The following is a 22,668-nucleotide window of genomic DNA, read 5'->3' as shown; positions in this document are numbered from 1 at the left end:
GATGCCTCTATTTTGATTGGTAGCAATACCTGTCAGGGTAAGCAACCTCTATGAACCAAGAATCCCACGTACTTCAGTCGTGGGAGTGTCAATCATCCTGAGAATTTTATCGATACCAGTTGTTATTTTCTCACAAAATCAGCTTTTCGAGTAGCTCCTTTATGGTCTTTTATCCCAAAAGATTATCACCCTATCGACGATCGAATGATGTTACTTTATATTAAAGATCATAAATTGTCAAGGGCTTTCAGTAATCAAGTTACAGTGGCTTATCGTACGAAACACCCCGGAGATTATCAGGTATTTGGTGAAATCATCCCCTATGATTCTTCATCCCCTGGCGTTTATGCGTTTACGAAGGCAAGAGAATTGTTATTTCAACCCACGGGAATTGATGTCAAAATTCGTTCTGTACGTCCTTTAAGACGATATGATGGTAGTTTTTGGGATGGGAAAATAGTCGAAGACGAGGAGACGAGGAGACGAGGAGAAATATTTTAAATTGTTAATTATTATGATTGATATAAGTAACGCTTTACCGACTTTTATTATTACCTTAAGAGAAGGTTTTGAAGCCTCTTTGGTAGTAGGAATTGTATTTGCTTGTTTACAAAAAGCCCAAAAACAAGAATATTATCATAGGATTTCCTCTGGAGTCATCGCAGGTATTATCGCTAGTATCTCCGTAGGTTTACTTCTGTGGCAAAGTTTACAAAGTCTCGAAACCAGTCAATATTATTATGCCCCTTTTATCAAACAAATACTTAACGCTGTATTTGCCCTTATTGCGGTGTCGATGTTGAGTTGGATGTTATTGTGGATGAGTAAACAGGCTAAATCTCTAAAGGGGGAAGTGGAAGGCGCTGTTAATACTGCTTTAAGTAATGATAATGCAGGAAAAGGGATTTTTTTATTAGTTTTTATCGCTGTTTTACGGGAAGGTTTTGAAACGGTTTTATTTATTACTGTTCAATTTCAAGAAGATTACATTAGTAGTATTGTAGGTTCGATCGTAGGTTTAATTTTAGCAAGTTTAATGGGATGGTCATTATTTTATTGGGGAATTAAAATCAATATTCGTTTATTCTTTCAAGTAATGGGAATTTTCCTCTTATTAATAGTAGCTGGTTTAATTATCAGTGCCTTGAAAAACTTTGATGGTGCAATGGTTATTTTAAGTCAAATAAATACTAATTATCAGGATATATGTTTATTTGATCGAGGTTCATGTTTATTGGGGATAAAGATATGGAATGCTAGTAATTTTTTACCTGATAGTCAATTCCCCGGTATTTTATTGAAAACTTTATTTGGCTATCGAGAGCAAATTTATTTAGGACAATTAATCGCTTATTTTTTATTTTTAGGTATAGTTGGAAAGCTCTATTTTTCAAGTCTTAATCCAAAAAAAACCTAACACTACCTCAGTTCGACATAAAGAAAATGATGAAAACTAGACAGAGAGAATTTTATTCATTCACCAGAAATACAATCTGCCTGTCTTCGGAGTCTTCCAAGTCAGCCCTCACCTATTTTTATATCGAAATGCAATTTTACCCCGACTTTGAAAAAACCCTGTTTAACAAGATAAAATTATTTGTTGAATAATATCGGGAAAATTATTTAAAGTTTTCTCTAATAATTCTAGTTCAAAACAATTTATTTGATCTTCTAAAATTAACGCATAATCTAATAAAATTTTGCTCTTATATTTGAGGGCTTCTTGTTCTAAATTTTGAGCAAATTTTCTGATTTTAGAAGTAATTTTTGTTTGCTGAATTTTATGCCACTGTTCCATATATTCATCTTCTAATATCGTAATTAAGTCTAACAGGTCTTTGTTATTTTCACTGGTTAAATTGTTGCTATTATCTAAAGAATCGATCGAACTATTAAGAGTAATTTTATCTTCTGATACCAGCACTTTTTGTAATTCTGTGACTAAATTATGACGATTAATTGGTTTAAATAATAAGCCTTGCACAACGTTTTCTAATTCTTTTTTCTCATCAGCATTTATAGAGGCTGTCACCACAATAATCGGAATTTTTTTAGTAACTTCACTACTGTGCAATAATTCTATGGCACTTTTACCATTTATGTCGGGCATTTTTAGGTCTAATAAGATAACATCAGGAAGGTATTGTATGGCTTTTTCTATGGCTTCCCTACCATTGTGAGCAAAAATTAATTGATGGGATGTGCCGACAAAATAAGCCTCCATCAACTCTAAATTGGATGGAATATCATCGACAATTAATATTTGACTGGGGCTGAATTGATCTAAGTTATGATCTAATATCATTATGGGCTTTTCTTTTTGCACAAGGCTACAGGCAACGGTGGCAAATTCTACTGTAAATTTACTCCCTAGGTTTACCTCGCTTTCTACAGTTATCGTACCATTGAGCATGGTAACTAATTTCTTGGTTATGGCTAATCCTAATCCAGTACCTCCGTACTTACGAGTACTTTGTCCGTCTTGTTGAGTGAAGGATTCAAATATACGATCGATTTCTTCTGTCATAATGCCTATACCGGTGTCTTCGATCGAAATGTAAAAACCACAGCTTGAAATACTAGGATCAAAATTAGCACTATTACCAACAATTATTTTGACATATCCTTTATCAGTAAACTTGATAGCATTACCAATTAAGTTAAACAAAATTTGTCTTAATCTTACTTCATCAAAAATGATAATTTCTGGAGAATACTCTTGAGTTTCTAATAGTAATGTGAGAGATTTTTCTTGGGCTTTGAGATAAAAAATATTAACTACTTCTTGCAATAAGTTGATCAGATTAACGGGTTCATATTGAATAGGCATTTTTCCTGCTTCAATCTTAGATAAATCTAAAATATCGTTAATTAATGCCATTAAAGTTTCACCGCTAGAAGTTATACAATTAAGATAACTTTTTGCTCTATTATCACTAATTAAATCTTGCAGTAAATTAGAAAATCCTAAAATAGCATTCATGGGAGTACGGATTTCATGACTCATATTTGCGAGAAATTCACTTTTAGAAATATTTGCCATTTCTGCCGCTTCTTTAGCTATTTTTAATTCTTGAGATTGTCTTTTTATTTGTAAAAATAATTCCGCTTGTTCGATAGCAATACCTAATTGAGTAGAGATTTTTCTTAATAAATTTATATGACGTGGTTGCCAAGAAAAAACATAGTTATTATAAGTACTTAATAACCCCCATAATTCGTTACCACAAAAAATAGGAACTATACAAAAAGATTGAACTTCAAATTGTTGATATAATTCTAAATGGCATGGTGCAAAATTCGCTAAGTTTATATCATTCATGCAAAAACTTTCTCCTTGACGATACCTCCCCCCTTCGTGATTTTGTAAATAAGTATCATTCCACACTCTTTTTACGCTATTATCCACTAAGGAAATTAACCCGGATTTTGCATTTTCCGAAACAAATTCTCCCCCCCATTGGATATTGAATTTATACACTGCAACTCGATCGCAATCTAAAAGATTTCTCACTTCAGCAGTGGTAGTATCACAAATGACTTGAAAATCGATACTCTCTCGCATTTTGCGCATGATAGAATTAATGGCACGTTGTAATAAGGCATTTTCCCTCAAAGCCATTTCTCTTTGTTTCTCGATCGTAATATCAATGGCAATACCATTCCAAATTACACTACCATCGAGCAATTTTTGAGGGAGAGAATTAACTCTAATATACTTATGTCGGCCACTAGGAGTTTTAATTTGATAATCATAGTGAAATTCCGTTAAATATTGACGGGATAACTCAATTACTTGATAAAATTCTGGTAATTGATTTCGATCGATAAGATCAAAAATTTTATTTACATCTTGGATAACTTCTTCGGGAGTAAATTCAAAAATATCTTTAACTGCTTTACTAGCAAAAGTTAAAAAAAATTTTCCTTGAAAATCACATCCAAATTGAAAAACCATACCAGGTACTAATGCTGTTATTTCTTGTAATTGCCGTTCACTATTTAAAAGATTGTCACCCATTTTTTGTATATTTTTTATCTCTGTTAAAATTGCTAAGTTTCCCATATATTTTGTTTCCTCATCATAAATAGGATTAGAGGAAATTATTAAGTAAATACTTTTACCATCATCTCTTAAAAATTCACATTCTAACTGTTGCCAAGATTGATAATTTTCTATTAAAAATTTTTTATTTTTGATATGTTTTTTTAAAAACTTTAGCCAAGATTTTCCTTTAAGCTCTTTTTCTTTACAACCTAGTATATTAATTAGTGCTTGATTAACGAAACAAACATTGCCTTTTTCAGAAAAAATACAAATACCTTCTTCAATGTTTTCTACCATCATAGAAAAGAGTTTAAAAGCGTTATTATTAATTTGTTTTTCCTCGTTAATACCAAATAAAATTTTGCTAGTTTGTTTCCAGAAAAATTGTCTATTAATATTATCTATTTTCACATTTTTTATAAATAAAGCCATGGGAAATACATATAAGAGTTTTTGCCAAAAATCTCCTCCATAGTTACTATATTTGTTTTCAATATCATGGTGTTTATAGTTTAATTTTTTTATCTCATTTTGATAGCTTTTTAACGCTGTTATGGTTTTATTTTCTATGACATTAAAATCTAGTTTTTCTATTTCTATGTAATCAAAAAAGTTGTCATTATCTATAATTTTTTCTTTCCATAAATGATGTTTCTCTGAAAATAAAACAATTATTTTAGGTAGAGGAAAATTTATTTCACTGCTTAATTGTTTGGAAAAAGAAAAATGAAAATCTTTGACACTTTTAATTATTAAAAAAATTACTGGTATGGGAATATTATCTAAACAAATATTTTCTGTATCGGCAGTATTTGTTGTTTCTAATAAATAACAATAACGATGACGAAAAAAGATATTTTCACAGTATTTTTTTAACTGCTCACAAAGACGATGATTTTGCCCAACAAATAAAATATTCCAAGGATTATTACTTAGTTCGATCGATTGTGTAATAACGTCTTGTGTGTATAGCATTTTATTTATCAAATAATATTTATCAAAACAAAATCAACTCTTTTATCGACAAAACTTACGCAACGAAAAATCACATTGGGGGACTGTTGATATACCTAGCAATGACACTTGATTATTCAAACTGCGTAAACTCTGATGGAAGAAAATTTTGATTTATCTTAATATCACATTCTACGATGAATAGTGAGACAATGGTTACAAAATATCTTTTTTCTTAATAAATATTAATAACTTTAATACCATTGATGACGTGGAGTATAAGTTAAAGGAGAGTCTTTAAGAATAAAGGGTTTTTCATGCCAATCTACAGTCCAATTTTTTTCTTTTAAGTATTTCAGTAAAGGCATCATCGTTTCTAAATTACGGCAAAACCAATATTGTTTTTCTTGATCTTCATTGATAAAAATGATTTCATATTGATAAGCATGACCTAAAGTTTTTAATAATCCAGGGTATTTTTTAAGCTCTTTTTTTATCTGAGATTGAGAATAGGTAATAATACTATTTTTTTGAAAATGGTAGGGGATTTTAAATTTTGGAGTTTGAGGTTTTTTGGGTTGAATATCCTTATTTAAAATCGGAGTTTCTATTTTTTTTCTTTCAGGTTTTTTCGCATAAAAAGGAAATATCATCGTAAGAATGAAGAATTAATAATTAAAAATGCAGAATGAAGAATTAAAAATTACCTATTACTTATTACCTATTTATTATTAGGCGGCGAAGGATTTACCGCAACCGCAGGTTTGATTGGCGTTGGGGTTAGTGAATTGAAAACCGCCTCCAATCATAGCGTTACTATAATCCAAGACTAATCCATATAAATATAATAGACTTTTTCGATCGCACACTAATTTAAAACCTTCATAGTCAAATACTTCATCGTGTTCGGTAACATTATTGAGGTTTTCAAAATCCATCAAGTAAGACATTCCAGAACAACCGCCTTGTCTAACTCCTACCCGCAAACAGAGATTTTCGTTTCCTTGTTGTTGTCTTAACATTAAAACGTGTTTGAGAGCGTTTTCTGTTAATTGAATACCGTTATTAGACATTACTGCTTGTGTCATAAACTTTGTTGAATGAGTATTACTAAATTGATTGCTATTTTTATTCTAACTTAGAACGCATCTAAGTTTAATGACAGTACTTTAGACTCATAAAATATTGTAATATTAAGCATAAGTTAGTTTGCATTTAAGTTTACTGATGATGGTAGGGAAAAAGGAATAGTTAAAATAATCTATAATAAAATTAGAGTTATATAAAAGGTGAAACATGAACACAATTCAAACTCGTAGTAAATTAAAAGAATATATTGATAAATTATCTCCAGAAAAATTGACAATAGTAGCAGATTTTGTTCAAAATTTAGATAGTCAAGAAACTATGGATGCCACGGAAGAATTAATAAATATTCCAAACTTTAAATCTGCTTTTGAAAAGGCAAATCAAGAAATAAAAGAGGGTGAAGTTAAACATTGGCGTGACATTAGAAATGATATATAAAGTTATGTTAATTAACAAATGATCGCTTATTTGATAGCGATGATATATATTGTTTATCAGTAGTAAAAATATTACTATAATTACTTTTCGTTGAGTTCTATATATTTTATGAGACGTCGTTTAATTGGATTACTTCTTTTATTTAGTGCAGGATTATTTCTCATTGCTAATCTATTCAATGTCAATGCAATACTAGCCAATACTACTGCATCGAGTTATGTTTTTGCCTCATTAATTACACCAATTCTTACTTCTCCTTTTTCTTTGTTTAGTTCCAAATTAATTATTGATGATTATAATAAACATAATTGGAATATTAAACTCATTAACACTTTAATTAGCGGTATTTTGGGAGCAATATACGCTTTTTTTCTGATCTCAATGGTTACTCAATCATGGATGAATACAGGAAATAATATAACTTTTGCTTTAGAAATACCTTTTATTTTTCAAGTTTTTATGATTATTTTCGGAATAATTTCTGGAAGTTTATTGGGATGGTTTGCTAGTACAATTAGTTTTATTTCTTTAGGAATTAGCATTGTTTTAAGCGGTTTATTGAGTCAGTTTTTTACTGATGGAATAACTCCGATAGTCCTTAGTTTAAGTACAAGTTTTTTGTTTAATCTTCTTATAATTTCTAGTGTATTAGGATTTTATGCTTTTTTTGGTAAAACAAATAAAAATAATCAAGATAATATAATTGAAAGACAAAAAAATCATTCCGATTTATTTAATTTACTGGAATTAGCAAAAAATAAGAAGAAAATACTAAGTAAAGCCGAAATCATTAGTGAATTAAAACTTGATATTAAAACTGTAGATAGTCTTTTAAAAGAAGCTGAAATTAATCAACTTTGTACCGTTGAATTAGATGAAAATTCTGGTAGCATTAGGTATAAATTTGACGTTTAAATCCTAAAAGTTAAACAGTTATTGTACTTATTTTTATGGAAGATGTGATCGACTTATCTACATCCTATTATGTAATTTAGCCTCTAATAAAACTCCTAATAACCCAACCCAGTTATCTTTTTAATATCTTCTTCTAATTCAGCGACATCATAATGAATATAAATATTACGTTGAGCCAATTCTTTTTGAAATTCCATTACATTCATTTCTGCTAGACGACGAGCTTTACCAATACTAATTTTATCTTTTTCAAAAAGCATAATAGCTATTTCTAGCTTTAATTCGCTTTCTGTCATTTTTGTTGCCCGAATAATATCATCTGAGATTAGAATGGTCATAGCTACATTTTGTCATTAAATACTTAAACACTTGTTATTAATTATGCCTCAAAATTCTCGATACACGGCTTGGATTCTACTGCTTCGGGATTAGTCTGCATTAAATACTCGTTACATCCTTGCTTAACTTTGTTTTATTCCAAAAATTGATAGAATATATTGTGCAAGTTTTTTAGTGATCTAAAAGAATGAATAAGAAAGTAGGGGTAATAGGAGGAGGGCAATTAGCATGGATGATGGCACAGGTTGCACCGCAGGAAAATATCGATTTATTGGTACAAACGCCTTCTTTTTCTGATTCGGCGGTGTCTTTAGCCACAAAAACTATTTTGGGTTCGATCGATAATGCACAGGTGACGGCAGAGTTGGCTCAATATTGCGATGTCATCACCTTTGAGAATGAATTTGTTGATTTAGTAGAGTTGCAAAAATTAGCGGATAAGGGGGTGTGTTTTTATCCTCGTTTATCGAGTTTATCTCCTTTGTTAGACAAGTATGAGCAAAGATGTTTTTTACAAAGTCAAGGTTTACCTGTACCCCATTTCAAGGCTTATGAATCTTTGACGGATTTTGATGATTTTTCCTATCCTTTAGTGTTAAAAGCCCGTCGTCACGGTTACGATGGACAAGGTACGATTATTATTAAGTCACCCTCAGAATTAACGGCTATTTTGCCCAAATTTGACGGTATTCCCCTCTTAATTGAAGAATTTATCCCGTTCGATCGAGAATTAGCAGTTATTGGCACTCGTAGTGCGTCAGGAGAGATAAAAATATATCCCGTAGTGCAAACCTATCAGCAAAATCAAGTCTGTCGTTGGGTAATCGCCCCTACTATCTTAACCCCTTCTCAACAAGAAACCATCAGTTCGATCGTGGAGAAACTATTAACCAGTTTAGACTATGTTGGGGTGTTGGGCATCGAACTATTTTTGCATGAAAACGGCACAATTCTTGTGAATGAAACTGCACCGCGTACCCATAATTCTGGACATTACACTTTAGATGCTTGTGTTACCTCTCAATTTGCCATGCAATTACAAGCGGTGACGGGGAAAAAACTAGGTGATGTCACCTTAAAATCATCGGGGGCGGTAATGGTAAACCTTTTAGGTTTTGAGAATGCCCATAGTGACTATCAAGAAAAAAGAGATAAAATAGCGAAAATGGGAGCTTTTGTCCATTGGTACGGTAAAAAGGAATCTCGCATAGGGCGAAAATTAGGTCATGTTACTATGTTATTAGATGAAGATACTCCCGAAAAAATTGAGGAAAAGGGTAGATCGATCGTGCAACAAATCGAATCCCTTTGGTATGACTAGGAGTGACAAGTGTTCACCTCGTCTAAAACCTTGATTTTTCATTCTTTAACCTGACACCTGATACCTACCCTCATCAAAATACTTTTTCAGCACCCCCTATTTATTCTCCAAGTCTTTTACGCCATTCTTCATCTATTTTATCTTTAAGTTCTAATTGTTGATCTAATAAATCTTTTTCTGTAGAATAAGCTAAATTTTCTTGACTAATAATAGTTTGATTAGCAAATTTTTGAGCATAATTAATTTTTAACTCTAATTGTTTACTAGAATTTAATATATTTGCTTTTTGTTCTCTATAATAATTTCTTTCTTGAATTTTATTATTGCGATTTTGCAACCAAAAATAACGGATTAAAGGAATAGTAAAATAGCTGATAGCGTAGGTTAATAATAATGGATAAAGAAACTCCATAAATAAGATAAAACCGCCAATTTCTTGAGCTATTTCTGGGGTTAATAATGAACCTAATATTAAAGCCAATACAATATTAACTGCACCTAAAACAATAGCTAATACTTTTTGACTACTAGATGCTAAACTAAATGTCCATAAATTTTCTTTAAGATAAGGGGAAATAGATGCTTTTTTTCTTGCTTCTGCTTTTACTTGCAACTCTGGAAAATAATAGATAATTTCTCCTTTTTCTGATACTTCGGGATAACCATTAAAACGGGTTAACACGGGTAAAACATAACCTTCATCCCCTTCATTATAATCGTTAATATTATCTAAATAAGGGGCTAATTGTTCTGCTATAACTGCACCATTATTATTTTCAATTACTGTGGTTATATTTCGCCAGCGTTTATCTTCCAAATAGGGATTAGGATTTCCGTCTCCAAAAAGAAAAGAATAAATAGATTCTAAAAAATTAAGCTCATTTTCGGCTGAATTGCTAAGTTGCCTTTGATAACGTTTTTGTTGATAATCAGGGGTAAATATCCAAAATATATCAGGGGAAAACCAAAAGCGGGGAAAGAAGAAAAATCCTCCTCCTCCTCTACGACTAGAATTATTATTATTATCATCTCCTTTACTATTGACAGCGACTACTATCACGACGATCGCAATCAACATTAACACGATCGAAGATACTAATAAAATACCAAAGGATATTCTAATCAAATAAAAGATTATTTGCCATGTTTTATCTAACCATTGTTTAAATCTTAATTGCCAATATTTATTATTTAAAATACTGCGAAAATTTTTGGGAAATAAATAAGCTATATCTCCCGTATCAGCAACTTGTAAATTACCGTTGGTATCCTCTGCTAATTTTAACAATTCTTTCTGCACAATGTTTAAATCTAATCCAGACTTAGTGGCAACATCTCCCACTGTAACTCGATAATTTAGTTGTTCGATCGACTGCATAATAGCAGTATTTGGAGTATTCATAAGCAATTAAGAATTAAGAATTAAGAATTAAGAATTAAGAAAGCCACTCATGCAACAAGCAATAATTACTCCCCAATACCCTAATACCCTAACATCCTAATACCCAACTTTCTCTCTCTATCCACCTATTCACTATTGAACTTTTTGTGAGGATTTACGTCAATCTAAGTACACTAAAACAACTTCTATAATTATATTTTATGTTTTATTTAACTCGTTACTATCTTATCATCTCTATTTTAATTGGTTTTGTGTTCTATCCTTTCCAAAAAGCAACTGGGGCAGAAACCATTGTTTTAAGATATAGTATGTTGCGCCCTTCCATCCCCGTAGCGGATTTAACTAATTTGTGCGAAACGGGAGAGGTATCATCGGCTTTAGCTTCTTACTTACGATTGGCTAATCAAAAACAGGATAATGTAAGAAATGCCCTCTGTCGCAAAATTCCTGTCGATGGAGTTATGTTGTCAAAAATGTTAAATCATCCCCTTGGTGGTATGGTTTTGAATATATTTGCCGAAGTCATTACTACTCCCAGTCAAAGGGCAAGTAAGGAATCTTTACGGGGCGCGATCGTAACTTCTGCTTTGAAAGATAATAACATTAGCATCATGGAAGTTGCTCAAAACTATCCTACAGAAGAAGTCCACATTAACGGCGATCGATTAATGGAAATTTACAATCAAATAGACAGTATCTTGGGAAGTCTTCCCTTACCCAAAAGAAATAAATAAGTGAAAACTGTTGAAATTACTATTCACTGTTTTTTATCATAACTATAGAGAATAATCAAAGAATATGAATAAATATTACTTACTTTGTTAAGGACTGTTGCGAAAAAAAATTTTTGTTTGGAGAGAAACCCGTTTTATCGTAAATTTTTATGTATATGCAATTTATAATCAATAACTGATTTAAAGAATTTTAGGAGAAACGATCGTGACAATTAGGGTAGCAGTAGTAGGAGGAGGACCTGCCGGTTCTTCCGCCGCCGAAGTTTTAGCCAAAGCTGGAATTGAAACCTATATTTTTGAAAGAAAATTAGATAACGCTAAACCTTGTGGTGGTGCGATTCCTCTTTGTATGGTGAGTGAATTTGATTTACCCCCCGAAATTATCGATCGAAGAGTGCGTAAAATGAAAATGATTTCACCCTCGAACATCGAAGTTAATATTGGTCAAACTCTCAAAGATGACGAATATATCGGAATGTGTCGTAGAGAAGTGTTAGACGGCTTCATGCGCGATCGAGCGGCGAAATTAGGGGCAAATTTAATTAACGGTACTGTATATCAATTAGACATTCCCAACAACGATAAAGAGGCTTATACCCTTCACTATGCAGATCATTCTAACGGTACTGCTCAAGGGGAAATGAAAACCTTAAAAGTTGATCTCGTCATTGGTGCAGACGGTGCAAACTCCCGTATTGCCAAAGCCATTGATGCAGGAGATTATAACTACGCCATTGCTTTCCAAGAAAGAATCAAATTACCTGAAGACAAAATGGCATACTATGAAGACTTAGCAGAAATGTACGTTGGAAACGATGTTTCCCCTGACTTTTATGCTTGGGTATTCCCTAAATATGACCACGTTGCTGTCGGTACTGGTACAATGAAAGTCAATCAAGCCATGATCAAAGATTTACAAGCAGGTATCCGTCAACGTGCGGCTAAACGCTTAGAAGGAGGCGAAATCATCAAAGTTGAAGCTCACCCCATTCCTGAACACCCCCGTCCTCGTCGTGTAGTCGGGAGAGTTGCCTTAGTGGGAGATGCCGCAGGTACAGTTACTAAGTCTTCAGGAGAAGGTATTTACTTCGCCGCTAAATCTGCCAGAATGTGTGCAGAAGTGATTGTGGAAACCAGTAATAATGGTCAAAAAGTGCCTAGTGAAGCAGATTTGAAAACCTACCTCAAACGTTGGGATAAACAATACGGTGCTACCTACCTTGTGTTAGATATTCTGCAAAGAGTTTTCTATCGTAGTGATGCTACTCGTGAAGCCTTTGTGGAAATGTGTTCTGATATTGATGTGCAAAAAATCACCTTCGATAGCTACTTATATAAAACCGTTGTGCCTAGCAATCCCTTTGTACAAATGAAGATTACTGCTAAGACGATCGGAAGCCTCTTAAGAGGAAACGCTTTAGCACCTTAAATTTTGTAGGGTGGGCAATGCCCACCCATCTGGGCAAATATTGTTAAAATTTGGCAAAAATACTGGTTTTGCTTAACTACATAGTAACGATCGAACTGCATTTTTTGATAAGATAAAAAAGCCCCCTATACATATAATTAATGCCATGACACAAACGATCGAAATAAGTCTAGTGGACGTACTCAATAAACTAGATAGTAAAATGGATAAGTTAGACGCAAAAATTGATAAATTAGATGAAAAAATTGCCAATTTGGAAACGAAATTAACTGAAGTCAAGATAGATGTTGAAAAACTAAAAACTGAAAATCAACAAATCATCCAACGTCTTGATAGTGTGGACAAACGTTTTGATAGTGTGGACAAACGTTTTGATAGTGTGGATAAACGCTTTGATGAAGTCAATAGTCGCTTAAATACTTTAACCTTGGGATTTTTAGGTATGGTGGGAGTGTTAGTGACAGGATTACTTACTTTTATCGGTAAATTTGTCTTTTTTCCTAATCCATAGTTTTATGAAAATTCTTCATGTTATCCCCTCCGTTGCGACTGTTAGAGGTGGACCTAGTAAAGCTATATTAGAAATGGTAAGAGCCTTAATAGAGCAAAATATTGATGTAAAAATAGTCACGACTAATGATAATGGTGCTAATTTATTAGATGTTCCTCTCAATCAAAAAATCAACTATCAAGGAATACCAATTATCTTTTTTTCTCGTTTTTCTCCTCCTATTAATAGTATCAGAGAATTTGCTTTTTCAAGGGATTTAACTACCTGGCTAATTAAACATATTAAAGATTATGATTTAATTCATGTTCATGCTATTTTTTCCTATGCTTCTACTATAGCAATGTCGATCGCACGTCAACAAAAAATACCTTATATTGTTAGACCTTTAGGGCAATTATGTACTTGGTCATTAACTCAAAAAGCCCAAAAAAAACAAGTTTATTTTCAATTAATAGAAAAGGCTAATTTAGAGGGAAGTAAATTAGTTCATTTCACCGCTAAACAAGAAGAAAAAGAAGCTGAAAAACTTAATTTAAAATATCAAAGTTTTGTTTTACCTTTGGGTTTAAATCTGCCCCAAATAATTAATAATCCTAGAGAAAAATTGCATAATTATTATCAAATACCTAATGAAATTCCCATTATTTTATTTTTATCAAGAATCCATGAAAAAAAAGGTTTAGATTTATTAGTTACTGCATTAAGTCAAGTCAATCAAAATTTTTGTTTTGTTATTGCAGGTAGTGGAAATGAATATTATGAACAAAAAATCAAAGAATTAATCCAACAAAATAAAATGTTAGAAAAAGTAATTTGGACAGGTTTTGTGGAAGGGGAATTAAAGGATATATTATTACAGGGTTCAGATTTATTTGCTTTAACTTCCTATTCAGAAAATTTTGGTATTGCGGTTTTAGAAGCCTTAGCAGTGGGTTTACCTGTCATTGTTACCGAAGGTGTTGCTTTATCCAGTATAGTAGCAGAAAACGATTTAGGTTTTGTGACTAATTTAGATATTAACTCTATTGCATCGACTATAGAAAACATCTTAAAGAATCCTCAAGAATTAAAGGAAAAAAGCGATCGATCGAAAGAATTTATCTTTAATAATTATACATGGGATAAAATAGCTTGTAACTTAATCTCAATCTATCAACAAATTATCAACAAAAATTAATGGTAAAAATTAAGGTGATTAAGATTGCTGAGAAGTTCCCTCTGCGCAATATTATTATTATGATCATTATCTATTCATAATTAAATTAATCGTTTTGAAATTACCGCCAAAAACTAGCTATTTATTACCCTATCTTCGTCAAGAAAGACAAACTATCATCATCGCCTTTCTTTTTACCATCGGTTTTACCATCTTCTGGCCTATCTTAGCATGGTTGGCAGGACGTATGGCAGAATATGTCGGTAGAGGAGATATAAATTCAATCATCTCTTTTGCTGGAGTCGCCGCCGTTGTCTTCTTTGTACGAGGTACAGTACAATACGGACAAGATACGTTCATGGCAAAAGCCGCACTGAAAATTACCCTTGATTTGCGTAAATTGGTTTATGCTCATTTACAAAAGTTAAGTTTAAATTATTTTGAAGCCACAAAAACGGGAGATTTATCTTATCGTTTAACGGAAGATGTCGATCGAATTGGAGAAGTTATTAATAAATTTTTTCAGCAATTTATCCCTAGTATTTTACAATTAATTGTGGTATTAGGCTATATGGTTTATGTCAATTGGCAGTTAACCATCGCAACTTTTATTGTTGCTCCTTTAATGGCAGTTTTAGTAACTTGGTTTGGAGATAAGCTATTAAATTTGACAAGAAAAAGCCAAGCAAGGGTATCAAATTTATCAGCATTGATTACTGAGGTTTTTTCTGGTATTAGATTAGTTCAAGCATTTACCGCAGAACAATATGAGATCGATCGATTTGTCTTAGAAGCAGAAAATAATCGCAAAAGTAAATTAGCCGCCGAAAAAATAAAAGCTCTACAATTTGTAGTGGTTGGTTTTTTAGAAGCCATGAGCATCATTTTTTTATTCTTTTTAGGTGCATGGCAAATCTCTTTAAACAACATGACAGGCACAGATTTTGTTAGTTATATTGCCGCCGTAGCCTTATTAATTGATCCTATTACTGTTACTACTAATAATTATAATGAATTTAAACAAGGTCAGGCATCGATCGAGCGAGTTTATGAGTTGTTAGAAATTGAACCTTTAATTACCGAAAAAACAGACGCTATTGAGTTGTCAAATGTTAATGGATTAGTGGAATATAAAAACGTTAATTTTGGTTATGATAACGATAAATTAGTCTTAAAAAATATCAATTTAACGGCAAAAAAAGGTGAAGTAATTGCCTTAGTTGGTTCATCTGGAGCGGGTAAAAGTACTTTAGTTAACTTATTATTGCGTTTTTATGATGTTTCTTCAGGAGAAATTTTAATTGATAATATTGATATTCAAAATACCACTATAAAAAGTCTTAGAAAACAAATGGGAATTGTACCCCAAGATACTAACATTTTTTCAGGTTCGATCGCCGAAAATATTGCATTTGGTTGTAAAAATTTCGACATTCAAGAAGTAGAAAAAGCAGGAAAAATAGCCAACGCCCATCAATTTATCAGCACATTAACTCAAGGGTATTATACTTATGTTGGAGAAAGAGGAGTAAGCCTTTCAGGAGGGCAACGACAACGCATCGCCATCGCAAGGGCAATTTTTTCTAATCCACAAATATTGATACTGGATGAAGCAACATCCGCCTTAGACTCAGAATCGGAAGCATTAGTACAAGAAGCTCTTGAGCGTATTATGCAAGAGCGTACTGTATTTGTAATTGCTCACCGACTAGCCACCGTCAGAAAAGCGACAAGAATATTAGTATTAGAAGAAGGAGAGATTATTGAATCTGGCACTCATGAGGAATTGTTAGCAAAACAGGGTAAATATGCTCGTTTTCATGCTCAACAATTAAACGATTAATGGAGTTGCTGACTGTTGAAGAAAAACTCTTAGAATCTTGACTGAGTATTCGATCGCCAAAGGTGGAGCTGCGCGATCGAGTCTAACAAAATTGATTTTTTATAACAATTCCATTTTTAAAATCGTCCAAACCTTATAAATTAGAGTTTATATCGATTATTTTCTATTAATTTTGCATAACTACTGTAGGAGAGCCTTTTTATTTTTGCTCTTTCCCTAACTGTTCCACTTCAGCTAACCATTGTTTTCTTTTTACTTCGTCAGATGATTTTACTGGAGTAAATGAGGTAATTTTTACGGGTTTTATACCGCAAAATTCCAATACGCCAATCTTCATTGCATTGTGTCCTGCGTTTTTATTCATTAAGTAATAATACCATTTAGGTGTATCCATTGTTATAATAAGTCTTGCGGTTTTTCCCTCCAATAATTTATCCCAAAATGGTGAATTTTCACGATATTTAAAGGCAAAACCAGGCACAAAAACTCTATCAATAAAGCCTTTTAGAAGAGCAGGAAAAGTTGTCCACCAATTAGGATAAACAAAAACTAAATGATCTGCTTCCAAGATTTCTCGTTGCATTTTTACCAAATCAGGCTCTAACTCGCTTACTTTTCTGTATCCAAAAGTCAAAATGGGATTGAAATCTAGATCAATGAGATGCACCAATTTGCAATCTGCCCCCGTTGAATCTGCCCCTTTTTTGTAGCTTTCTGCTAGTGCAAAACAGAAACTTACCTTATCTGGATGTCCGTTGATAATCAGTGTTTTTTTCATTGCTCTATTGTTTAATTAATTGTGATGATGGTTAAGTATTAGGGAGAAGCAAGAAAATACAGAAATGTAAACTAGCTTATATCAAATTCGGATGATCACTTATAATAAAAATTTGCGAACTTCTTAGCGACTTTGCACCTTTGCGTGAGATTTTACTATAACTATTTAATCGAACCTGATATTACTCATACTTGACATATTCTTTAATTCCTAGAAAAATTAAATCAGTGTTCACAATAATTTTATCCGTAATTTCAGGAAAAATGGCATCTAAATATTGTCCTAACAAAACAGCATCTCCTCCCGTTAAAATGATTTTACTGTCTGGATATTGTCTTAACCAATCTTGACTAAAATCCTTAATGCCTGATACGATCGAATAAATGACACCGCTTTGAATAGCAGAGGGGGTATTTTTTGCCCAACGGGGGGTTATTTCCTCAATAATTTCAATTTCAGGTAAAGCCGCCGTATTGAAAAACAAAGTTTGTAACTGTAATCTCACTCCGGGTAAAATTGCACCGCCAACCAATTTTTTATCACCATCAGCACCCGTAAACGTCAACGCTGTACCACTATCCACCACTAAACAAGGAAAACCATAATGACATCCTGCACCCCAAAGGGTTAAAATTCGATCGACCCCCATAGTAACATAAACATCTTGTAAAGGAATCGCCTTGGGATTGATAATCCTTGTTTGAGACAAAGACAGATAAATTTTGGTTGCCGATGGCACGACAGACGCAATATATAAAGGTATTTTTTTGGCTATATAAGAATGTAAGGTTCGATCGACCACAAGAGGTAACTCCCCCAAAGATTCAACTTGGGGAGTATTCCATGTGCCACATATTGTGTCGTCTTCAAAATAACACCAATGAAGTCGAGAATTGCCAATAATTAAACCTAACCAATTTTTCACAGCAGTGAATAGTTTATAGTGAATAGTGAATAGTAAATAGTTTATAATGAATAGTTCATAGTGAATAACTAATAATATTAACGACCTGAAAAATTTAGAGTTCAATTTATTGAACGAGAAACTATTAGACGTGTAATTTATTACACGGCGAATTATTGATTAACACCATTAATTCCTAATTCTTAACACCATTAATTCCTAATTCCTAATTTCTAACTCCTCATTCCTAACTCCTAACTCCTAACTCCTAATTCCTAACTCCTCATTCTTAATTACCAAAAATAATACCTAACAATAAAATAAAACCGATCGAAACATTTTGACCAAATATTTCACCATAATTAACATATTCCTCATTCGATTTTCTTAACGCCACATACTGCCCTACCCACAAAATTACTGAAATTAACCATGTCACCCCAAAAATGAAGTTAAAACCATTTGCCGAGCCTAAATAAGCAAATAAACCAGCAGTGAGAGCAAAAAATAAACCCACTACCTCCCCTGCCGAATCTCCAAAAAATATGGCACTGGAATTAATGCCTACTTTGAGATCATCGGACTTATCTGCCATAGCATAGACAGTATCAAAGCCCATCGTCCAAGTAATAGTCGCTCCCCACAGCACCCAAGTATTAAAATCCAGACTACCAGTAACAGCACTCCAGCTAATTAACACCGCAAAACCCCAAGCAATAGATAACACTAACTGAGGTACAGGAAAAACCCTCTTAGCCAAAGGGTAACAAATAATAACAGGCACAGAAGCTACACAAAGCCAAAAACTAAGGGTATTAAGATAAAAAGCCAACACGGCGGCACATCCTAAACTCACGATAAAAACGATAATACCCACTTTCACAGACAAAGCCCGGGAAGCCAGAGGGCGACTTTTTGTTCTTTCCACCTGATTATCGATGTTTCGATCCCATAAATCATTAATTACACATCCTGCCGCACTAGTGGCTAAACTTCCTAAGATGATAATACCCACCAGTAACAGGGGAGGATGCCCCATACTGGCAAAAAACACCGCCCAGAGAGCAGGAATCATTAAAATCAGTCGCCCGGCTGGTTTATCCCAACGCAATAATTTAATAATACTTTGCATCACAGAGGGAGAATTAACTTCAGTGGAAGAAATCATGTTATCAAAAAAAATATGTTAATAAGGTTTTTTAAGTCTCTATTTTATATTTATATTCTGTCATTGCGAGGTACGAAGCAATCTCTCAAAGTCTAAAACCTTTAAGGTACAACTAACACGGGGCAGGGGGCAAGATTAATCACTCGATTTGTGACACTATCTTCAACCCCTTCTTGAGTTAAGCCTAAACCTCGACATCCCATAATAATTAAATCTGCGGATACTTCGTCAGCCACGTCACAAATGACAAAAGAAGCCATACCTTCCCTTTCGATAATTTCTGCGTTAATATTTTCTTGGCTAAATAAATCTTTTGCTCCTGCTAAAAGTTGGGCTACAGTATCTTCATCACTCATGATAGGATCATCTTCCGTAGATTTTTCGACTACCGAGAGTAAAAACAATCGACTATTGTATGTTTTAACAACATTACTAACGATCGAAACTGCATCTCTAGTTTCTCGACTTTGATCGATGGGAAAAAGAATATTTTTAAACATAATACTTACCTAACCAAATAGAATAAATAATTTATCATCCATAATTATCTATTATCCATTATTAAAGGAGTTTTTATGACTAAAACCGTAAATTGTCAAGTGGAATGTGTTAACGGCTGTATTTTAGGGGAAGAATGTCCAAATCAAGAATTTGTAGCTGAAACTTCTCAATTTATTCAAAATACTTCCCTTGATAAAATCCTCGAAATGGCAGAAATTGCCAGATTAAAGAAAATAAGTGAACCTCCCAAATGGATAATTCCCGATGATTTTTAATCTGATTTTATCGGCGGTTTAGGCTAAATTTTATCTCATTGCTAATAACGAGGAATAGAAGTATCAATATAAACCGCATAAGCATTAATTCCTCCTGAGACATTTTTAACATTGCTAAATCCTTGACTGATAAGCCATTGACACATATTCATCGATCGAATTCCATGATGGCACATAACGATGGTTTCTAAGTCAGGATTCAATATATTTTGAATGTGTTTTCCCCACTGTTCATATTGACTTAAAGGCAACAACTTAAAAGGGGGTAAAAAAGCAATTTGAGCTTCGGTTTCTTCCCTGACATCGACAAATTGTATATCGGGATTTTCTTCGCTTAAAATAACTGCTAATTCTTCGACATTAATACTGGTAATATTCATCTTTTTTTGATTGTTTAAATTGCTTAAAATAATTAATTGTTATCCCCCGAATCCCTTAAACAAAGGGGAAAAATATTTATAATTTTACCACCGTAGAACAGGCATCTTGCCTGTTTTTCTCCCAGATGTCTAATAATTTAGATTTTCTCTAATACCTGATACATTTCTTTTTCAAAAGCAACCTGCGCCCGATTCGTTTTACCGCCGATAAAATATCGATCGTCCTGTTGTAATGCCCAAATTTGAGAAAAAGATACATAACTCATCACCACACCGATCATCAAAAGAGCAAAACCAAGATAAACTAAAGGTACACCCGGATCAGCTTTAATTTGTAAACCAGTAGAGCCGATTAATTCTAACACTTTCAGAGTAACGCCATTAACTTGTACTGGCATATTAGGACGCACGGCACTGATTAATTTACCATTCATATCATAGAGAAACATCGTTCCCTGTAAATCTTTGGTAATCAAAGAAATTCCTTCACTTAAATCTGGTTTTGTCGGAATCCAAGTTCCCCAAATACGCCCTTTTCTCTCATTAGTTAATTCTGCCATAGGTAATTGAAAAATAGGGCTATTATTTAACTGAATTTTTACCCCTGAAATCCCCCAATTAGTTTGATAAAAAGTTATACCATTATACCGTAAAGGTTGATTAACAAAAATAGTTTTTCGATCGAGTTCTTCTCCTGTCTTATTAAGTACTGATAAATCAGAATAAAATTGATCTACAGAGCCATCTTCAGTGTATTTGATCCAAAAATTATTAACTTTAACATCAAAAGATTGAGCATGATTTAAGTTTGTAAATTTACCCGCTTCTAAGAAATTTTGAATCGTAAAAGTTTCACCACTTTGGATCATTTCTTGAGCAAAAAATCCCGTAAAAGCCCCCCAAATTGCGCCCAATAAAACCACAATCATACCAATATGAACAATAATAGGACCGATGCGTCCACTAATGCCTTTTTGAGCATATAAAGAGTTATCATTTTGATAAACTTTATAACCTTTTTCCTGTAAAATTGTATTAATTTTTGTTAAAGATTCTGTGGTAATTTCAGCACTTAAAGCTAGTTTATTAAACTGTCTTGGTTGCTCATAAAATTTCCATACTTGAGTCGCTTTTAACGCTGGTAATTGTCTTCTAAAAGTACAGGCAATCAAACTACTTCCAAACAGAACTAAAATGCTTAAATACCACCATGTTGTATAAACATGATTAAGTCCGATCAAAAGAAGAACTTGCCATGTTAAAAACCCAAATAAAGCAGGACTTTCGGGATAGTTTTCTTGATAATAATTAACGGGTTGATTTTGTTCAATTACAGTACCGCTAATACTAAAAAATGCAATTACTAATAAGAGAATAATCGCTAAACGTAAATCAGCGATCGTACTTACTAACTTACGAAAAAAGAGATTTATGACATCAGAAATAGATACATTTTCCCTAGTATTAGATAAACTCATATATTGTTATTTATTTTACGATATTTTATATTTTATCTGTCATTGTGAGGTACGAAGCAATCTCAATGATTTGGATGATAAATTAAGTGTAAACTATTTGATCTGTTGTCGAAAACCTACCACTTTACCAATAATGGCAATAGCAGGGGCAGTAAAACCGCTTTTTTCAACTCGATCGACGATATTACCTAAATTACCATATAACTCCTCCTGTTCTGGTCTTGTACCCCAACGAATTAAGGCAATTTCCGTTTCACCCGTCAATCCCGCCGACAATAACTGAGAGACAATATAACTTAAATTATGAATCCCCATATAGATTACGATGGTTTCCGAACCGTGGGCAACGGCACTCCAGTTCACTTCAGGGCGGTATTTTCCTGCTGACTCATGTCCTGTTACAAAAGTGACCGAAGAACTATAATCCCGATGGGTAACAGGAATTTGAGCATAAGCAGGAGCGGCAATTCCCGCAGTGATGCCCGGCACGACTTCCACTTCAATACCTTCTTGCACCAAATCGAACATTTCTTCCCCACCACGCCCAAACACAAAAGGATCACCGCCTTTCAATCTCACCACAACAGCATGATCCTTTGCTTTTTCGATCAATAATTGAGTAGTATCACTTTGCAATAGAGAATGATTACCTCGCCGTTTTCCTGCGTTAATTTTTTCAGCATAAGGGCTAATCATCGCCAAAATTTCTTTACTAACCAAAGCATCATAAATCACCACATCTGCTAATTCTAGCAACGTTTTTCCTTTAATTGTCAACAATCCGGGGTCTCCGGGTCCTGCTCCTACTAAATAAACTTTACCCACGCACTCTTTTAGATTTTATTAAACTTTGAATATCATAAAGTATATTGCCTTACCCTAACTGTAGTCAAATCTAGTGACATCTCCCACACTGACCTAACGGTACAGATGTTGGCTTCTTAACTTCGCAATTAAGAGTTTCTGCTTCACAGGACGGCACTAGCCTTACAGACAAGTCCACAA

23 protein-coding genes are annotated in these 22,668 nt (G+C 33.3%); 11 read left to right on the top strand and 12 right to left on the bottom strand.

The features are described from left to right. The first annotated feature begins 204 nt into the window (after positions 1-204). Together ACN4EE_RS15790 and ACN4EE_RS15785 are read left to right on the top strand one after the other, a co-directional pair. Positions 205-501: a hypothetical protein gene (locus ACN4EE_RS15790; protein ID WP_431707421.1), complete on the top strand. Its 297-nt coding sequence runs from the start codon at positions 205-207 to the stop codon at positions 499-501. Positions 502-517: 16 nt separating this feature from the next. After that, positions 518-1,417: an FTR1 family iron permease gene (locus ACN4EE_RS15785; protein WP_431707422.1), complete on the top strand. Its 900-nt coding sequence runs from the start codon at positions 518-520 to the stop codon at positions 1,415-1,417. A gap of 162 nt (positions 1,418-1,579) precedes the next feature. Here ACN4EE_RS15785 and ACN4EE_RS15780 read toward each other — a convergent pair whose 3' ends face one another. The 3 genes from ACN4EE_RS15780 to ACN4EE_RS15770 all read right to left on the bottom strand — a co-directional run bounded on the left by ACN4EE_RS15780 (position 1,580) and on the right by ACN4EE_RS15770 (position 6,090). After that, positions 1,580-5,023, bottom strand: a complete 3,444-nt coding sequence (locus tag ACN4EE_RS15780; RefSeq protein ID WP_431707420.1) for an ATP-binding protein — start codon at positions 5,021-5,023, stop codon at positions 1,580-1,582. A 233-nt stretch (positions 5,024-5,256) separates the two neighbouring features. After that, positions 5,257-5,655, bottom strand: coding sequence for a hypothetical protein (locus tag ACN4EE_RS15775; RefSeq protein WP_431707419.1), 399 nt, complete (start codon positions 5,653-5,655; stop codon positions 5,257-5,259). Between the two features lie 78 nt (positions 5,656-5,733). After that, entirely contained in the window at positions 5,734-6,090 is a 357-nt protein-coding gene (locus tag ACN4EE_RS15770; protein WP_431707418.1) for an iron-sulfur cluster assembly accessory protein, read from the bottom strand. A gap of 208 nt (positions 6,091-6,298) precedes the next feature. Here ACN4EE_RS15770 and ACN4EE_RS15765 point away from each other — a divergent pair, with 208 nt between their 5' ends. Both ACN4EE_RS15765 and ACN4EE_RS15760 read left to right on the top strand, forming a co-directional pair. After that, entirely contained in the window at positions 6,299-6,529 is a 231-nt protein-coding gene (locus ACN4EE_RS15765) for a hypothetical protein (RefSeq protein ID WP_431707417.1), read from the top strand. A 108-nt stretch (positions 6,530-6,637) separates the two neighbouring features. Further along, complete coding sequence (locus tag ACN4EE_RS15760; RefSeq protein ID WP_431707416.1) at positions 6,638-7,444, top strand: hypothetical protein; 807 nt, start codon at positions 6,638-6,640, stop codon at positions 7,442-7,444. A 95-nt stretch (positions 7,445-7,539) separates the two neighbouring features. Here ACN4EE_RS15760 and ACN4EE_RS15755 read toward each other — a convergent pair whose 3' ends face one another. Beyond that, entirely contained in the window at positions 7,540-7,782 is a 243-nt protein-coding gene (locus ACN4EE_RS15755; protein WP_431707415.1) for a UPF0175 family protein, read from the bottom strand. Between the two features lie 188 nt (positions 7,783-7,970). Between ACN4EE_RS15755 and ACN4EE_RS15750 the strand changes: the two genes are divergently transcribed. Further along, on the top strand, positions 7,971-9,104 hold the full coding sequence (locus tag ACN4EE_RS15750; protein WP_431707414.1) for a 5-(carboxyamino)imidazole ribonucleotide synthase: 1,134 nt from the start codon (positions 7,971-7,973) through the stop codon (positions 9,102-9,104). Positions 9,105-9,204: 100 nt separating this feature from the next. On the opposite strand, the gene ACN4EE_RS15745 is transcribed toward ACN4EE_RS15750, so the two are convergent. Beyond that, positions 9,205-10,506, bottom strand: a complete 1,302-nt coding sequence (locus ACN4EE_RS15745; protein WP_431707413.1) for a hypothetical protein — start codon at positions 10,504-10,506, stop codon at positions 9,205-9,207. 200 nt (positions 10,507-10,706) lie between these two features. Between ACN4EE_RS15745 and ACN4EE_RS15740 the strand changes: the two genes are divergently transcribed. From ACN4EE_RS15740 to ACN4EE_RS15720, 5 genes are all read left to right on the top strand, one after another. Next, complete coding sequence (locus ACN4EE_RS15740) at positions 10,707-11,240, top strand: alpha/beta hydrolase (RefSeq protein WP_431707412.1); 534 nt, start codon at positions 10,707-10,709, stop codon at positions 11,238-11,240. Between the two features lie 205 nt (positions 11,241-11,445). Next, positions 11,446-12,669: a geranylgeranyl reductase gene (chlP, locus tag ACN4EE_RS15735; RefSeq protein ID WP_431707411.1), complete on the top strand. Its 1,224-nt coding sequence runs from the start codon at positions 11,446-11,448 to the stop codon at positions 12,667-12,669. 145 nt (positions 12,670-12,814) lie between these two features. Then, positions 12,815-13,180, top strand: coding sequence for a hypothetical protein (locus ACN4EE_RS15730; RefSeq protein WP_431707410.1), 366 nt, complete (start codon positions 12,815-12,817; stop codon positions 13,178-13,180). A 4-nt stretch (positions 13,181-13,184) separates the two neighbouring features. Further along, entirely contained in the window at positions 13,185-14,357 is a 1,173-nt protein-coding gene (locus tag ACN4EE_RS15725) for a glycosyltransferase (protein ID WP_431707409.1), read from the top strand. A 94-nt stretch (positions 14,358-14,451) separates the two neighbouring features. Beyond that, positions 14,452-16,179, top strand: a complete 1,728-nt coding sequence (locus tag ACN4EE_RS15720; RefSeq protein WP_431707408.1) for an ABC transporter ATP-binding protein — start codon at positions 14,452-14,454, stop codon at positions 16,177-16,179. Between the two features lie 199 nt (positions 16,180-16,378). Here ACN4EE_RS15720 and ACN4EE_RS15715 read toward each other — a convergent pair whose 3' ends face one another. From ACN4EE_RS15715 to ACN4EE_RS15700, 4 genes are all read right to left on the bottom strand, one after another. After that, entirely contained in the window at positions 16,379-16,957 is a 579-nt protein-coding gene (locus ACN4EE_RS15715) for an NAD(P)H-dependent oxidoreductase (protein ID WP_431707407.1), read from the bottom strand. Between the two features lie 181 nt (positions 16,958-17,138). Next, positions 17,139-17,882 (bottom strand): pantothenate kinase, encoded by a 744-nt coding sequence (locus ACN4EE_RS15710; protein WP_431707406.1) that lies wholly within the window; start codon positions 17,880-17,882, stop codon positions 17,139-17,141. A 268-nt stretch (positions 17,883-18,150) separates the two neighbouring features. After that, positions 18,151-19,029 (bottom strand): 4-hydroxybenzoate solanesyltransferase, encoded by an 879-nt coding sequence (locus ACN4EE_RS15705; RefSeq protein WP_431707405.1) that lies wholly within the window; start codon positions 19,027-19,029, stop codon positions 18,151-18,153. Positions 19,030-19,130: 101 nt separating this feature from the next. Further along, positions 19,131-19,529, bottom strand: a complete 399-nt coding sequence (locus tag ACN4EE_RS15700; protein WP_431707404.1) for a universal stress protein — start codon at positions 19,527-19,529, stop codon at positions 19,131-19,133. 75 nt (positions 19,530-19,604) lie between these two features. Here ACN4EE_RS15700 and ACN4EE_RS15695 point away from each other — a divergent pair, with 75 nt between their 5' ends. Further along, positions 19,605-19,805, top strand: coding sequence for a hypothetical protein (locus ACN4EE_RS15695; RefSeq protein ID WP_431707403.1), 201 nt, complete (start codon positions 19,605-19,607; stop codon positions 19,803-19,805). 41 nt (positions 19,806-19,846) lie between these two features. Here ACN4EE_RS15695 and ACN4EE_RS15690 read toward each other — a convergent pair whose 3' ends face one another. The 3 genes from ACN4EE_RS15690 to cobA all read right to left on the bottom strand — a co-directional run bounded on the left by ACN4EE_RS15690 (position 19,847) and on the right by cobA (position 22,488). Then, positions 19,847-20,185 carry a rhodanese-like domain-containing protein gene (locus tag ACN4EE_RS15690; RefSeq protein ID WP_431707402.1) on the bottom strand — a complete coding sequence of 113 codons (339 nt, stop codon included), beginning with the start codon at positions 20,183-20,185 and terminating at the stop codon, positions 19,847-19,849. Positions 20,186-20,322: 137 nt separating this feature from the next. Then, positions 20,323-21,663, bottom strand: a complete 1,341-nt coding sequence (locus ACN4EE_RS15685; protein ID WP_431707401.1) for a cytochrome c biogenesis protein — start codon at positions 21,661-21,663, stop codon at positions 20,323-20,325. A gap of 93 nt (positions 21,664-21,756) precedes the next feature. Beyond that, entirely contained in the window at positions 21,757-22,488 is a 732-nt protein-coding gene (gene cobA, locus ACN4EE_RS15680) for a uroporphyrinogen-III C-methyltransferase (RefSeq protein WP_431707400.1), read from the bottom strand. Positions 22,489-22,668 lie beyond the last annotated feature (180 nt).

The sequence above is a fragment of the Geminocystis sp. CENA526 genome (assembly GCF_050753365.1).
In the GTDB taxonomy this organism is placed as follows: Bacteria; Cyanobacteriota; Cyanobacteriia; order Cyanobacteriales; family Cyanobacteriaceae; genus Geminocystis.
The sequence above is the reverse complement of the archived record's forward strand: the minus strand, read 5'-3'. Positions and strand labels throughout refer to the sequence as shown.

Coding starts and splice junctions, on each gene's coding strand:
- ACN4EE_RS15790 (WP_431707421.1), top strand. CDS start 205: ATGATGTTACTTTATATTAAAGATCATAAATTGTCAAGGGCTTTCAGT.
- ACN4EE_RS15780 (WP_431707420.1), bottom strand. CDS start 5,023: ATGCTATACACACAAGACGTTATTACACAATCGATCGAACTAAGTAAT.
- ACN4EE_RS15775 (WP_431707419.1), bottom strand. CDS start 5,655: ATGATATTTCCTTTTTATGCGAAAAAACCTGAAAGAAAAAAAATAGAA.
- ACN4EE_RS15770 (WP_431707418.1), bottom strand. CDS start 6,090: ATGACACAAGCAGTAATGTCTAATAACGGTATTCAATTAACAGAAAAC.
- ACN4EE_RS15765 (WP_431707417.1), top strand. CDS start 6,299: ATGAACACAATTCAAACTCGTAGTAAATTAAAAGAATATATTGATAAA.
- ACN4EE_RS15760 (WP_431707416.1), top strand. CDS start 6,638: ATGAGACGTCGTTTAATTGGATTACTTCTTTTATTTAGTGCAGGATTA.
- ACN4EE_RS15755 (WP_431707415.1), bottom strand. CDS start 7,782: ATGACCATTCTAATCTCAGATGATATTATTCGGGCAACAAAAATGACA.
- ACN4EE_RS15750 (WP_431707414.1), top strand. CDS start 7,971: ATGAATAAGAAAGTAGGGGTAATAGGAGGAGGGCAATTAGCATGGATG.
- ACN4EE_RS15745 (WP_431707413.1), bottom strand. CDS start 10,506: ATGAATACTCCAAATACTGCTATTATGCAGTCGATCGAACAACTAAAT.
- ACN4EE_RS15740 (WP_431707412.1), top strand. CDS start 10,707: ATGTTTTATTTAACTCGTTACTATCTTATCATCTCTATTTTAATTGGT.
- ACN4EE_RS15730 (WP_431707410.1), top strand. CDS start 12,815: ATGACACAAACGATCGAAATAAGTCTAGTGGACGTACTCAATAAACTA.
- ACN4EE_RS15725 (WP_431707409.1), top strand. CDS start 13,185: ATGAAAATTCTTCATGTTATCCCCTCCGTTGCGACTGTTAGAGGTGGA.
- ACN4EE_RS15715 (WP_431707407.1), bottom strand. CDS start 16,957: ATGAAAAAAACACTGATTATCAACGGACATCCAGATAAGGTAAGTTTC.
- ACN4EE_RS15705 (WP_431707405.1), bottom strand. CDS start 19,029: ATGATTTCTTCCACTGAAGTTAATTCTCCCTCTGTGATGCAAAGTATT.
- ACN4EE_RS15700 (WP_431707404.1), bottom strand. CDS start 19,529: ATGTTTAAAAATATTCTTTTTCCCATCGATCAAAGTCGAGAAACTAGA.
- ACN4EE_RS15695 (WP_431707403.1), top strand. CDS start 19,605: ATGACTAAAACCGTAAATTGTCAAGTGGAATGTGTTAACGGCTGTATT.
- ACN4EE_RS15690 (WP_431707402.1), bottom strand. CDS start 20,185: ATGAATATTACCAGTATTAATGTCGAAGAATTAGCAGTTATTTTAAGC.
- ACN4EE_RS15685 (WP_431707401.1), bottom strand. CDS start 21,663: ATGAGTTTATCTAATACTAGGGAAAATGTATCTATTTCTGATGTCATA.